The organism is Paracoccus sp. S4493 (genome assembly GCF_000967735.1).
Lineage (GTDB): Bacteria > Pseudomonadota > Alphaproteobacteria > Rhodobacterales > Rhodobacteraceae > Paracoccus > Paracoccus marcusii.
Genome location: NZ_JXYF01000076.1, coordinates 1 through 1,671, shown reverse-complemented (window position 1 = coordinate 1,671; position 1,671 = coordinate 1). Strand labels below are relative to the sequence as shown.

Annotated in this window: 1 protein-coding gene; it reads left to right on the top strand. The window is 63.0% G+C overall.

What is annotated here, in order from left to right; translation table 11 throughout:
* Nucleotides 1-94 precede the first annotated feature (94 nt).
* Nucleotides 95-1,450 carry an IS1380-like element ISKpn23 family transposase gene (locus TW83_RS11960; protein ID WP_003168745.1) on the top strand — a complete coding sequence of 452 codons (1,356 nt, stop codon included), beginning with the start codon at nt 95-97 and terminating at the stop codon, nt 1,448-1,450.
* The last annotated feature ends 221 nt before the right edge of the window (nt 1,451-1,671 follow it).

Sequence of the window (1,671 nt, the reverse complement as noted above, 5' to 3'; positions counted from 1 at the left end):
CCCACATTCCCCAAGTAAATCGCTGATTTTGCTGTCAGGGTCTCAATATTTCCGATATAAATCATGGTATTGATGGCCGTGAGGGGCGCGTTTGATGGATCACCCAGAGGGTGCGGGTTCGAAGCGGGCAGATCGGGTCGAGTTCGACCGCCGGGTGCATGTGGAGTTCCGAGGTGCGCAGCTCAGTTCCGACGGCGGCCTGCTGGTGATGCGCGAGCTGGATGACGCGCTCGGGCTGTCCGATCTGGCGGCAAAAGCATTGCGCGACACCCGGCGCGGCAAGAACACGGTCCACCGGCTTGACGGGTTGTTCCGGCAATCGGTGTTCGGGCGACTGGCCGGATACGAGGATGTGAACGACGCCGACCGCCTGGCCCTCGATCCGGTGATGCGCCAGGTCGTGGGTGGAAGGGCTGTCGATGCGCAAGCGGCCTCGGCCTCGCAGATGGGACGGTTCGAGACCGAGACACTGGCACAGCCCGAGAACCGTGCCGCGCTGGCCGACCTGAATGGCCAATGGATCGACCGGTTCCATGACCGTAACGGGCTGAAGTACATCGTTCTGGACATGGACAGTTCGGTCAGCCCCACCCATGGCGATCAGGAGGGCGCGGCCTGGAACGGGCATTTCGACTGCACCTGCTATCACCCGAACTTTTTGTTCAACCAGTTCGGCATGCTGGAGCGCTGCGCCTTGCGCCATGGCAACGTCCACAGCGCCGATGGCTGGCGGGACGTTCTCGACCCCGTCATCGCCCGCTACGCGGAGCGCGACCTTTGCGGCCGGTTCTTCCGGGCTGACGCCGCCTACGCGATCCCCGCGATCTATGAGCGGCTGGAAGAAGCCCGATTCTTCTACGCCATCCGGCTGCCTGCGAACAACGTCCTGCGCGAGAAGATCGCGCATCGGCTGACGCGCCCTGTCGGGCGACCTTCGCTGACCAAGGTCAAGCGCTTCTACGAAGACTTCGAGTATCAGGCGGCATCCTGGGACAAGGAACGCCGGGTGATCGCCAAGATCGAATGGCATCCGGGCGAACTGTTCCCGCGTGTCGGCTTCATCGTCACCAACCTGCCGATGGAGCCCGACTGGGTGGTGCGGTTCTATAACCAGCGCGGCACCGCCGAGCAGCACATCAAGGAAGGTAAATATGCCTTCCACTGGACGCGGCTGTCATGCCGGAAGTTCCGCGACAATGAGGTGCGACTGCAACTGCATGCGCTGGCCTACAACCTGGCCATCTTCTTGCGCTGCATCGAGTTGCCCGAGACGATGGCCGACTGGTCGTTGACCAGCCTGCAACTGAAGCTGATCAAGATCGGGGCACGTGTCGTCCGCCATGCCCGCGCCATCACCTTCCAGCTGGCCGAGGTGGCCGTCACCGGTCCGATGGTCCGCGCCATCCTCGCCGCCATCCGCCGATTGCGAGCGCCTCCGCTATGCGCATGACCGCCATCCACGCCCAAACTGAACGAAAACGGCAGGATGGGTCTGTCCGCTGCGCTGAAAAACACCGCCACCAGGGCACAACACGGCGGCTTCGCGGGCCGATCTGCCCTGTCTCAGCGCCTTGCGCGCCCGACGACGCCGCTCGGGACGGAAAATGATAGTCCTTCGGTCGGATTCAGGCGAAACTCACGTCAGACGGCATGCCACTTGGGGAATGTATG

What these genes read in the sequence shown, in the direction of transcription:
- TW83_RS11960 (WP_003168745.1), top strand. Translation starts at nt 95, where the DNA reads ATGGATCACCCAGAGGGTGCGGGTTCGAAGCGGGCAGATCGGGTCGAG.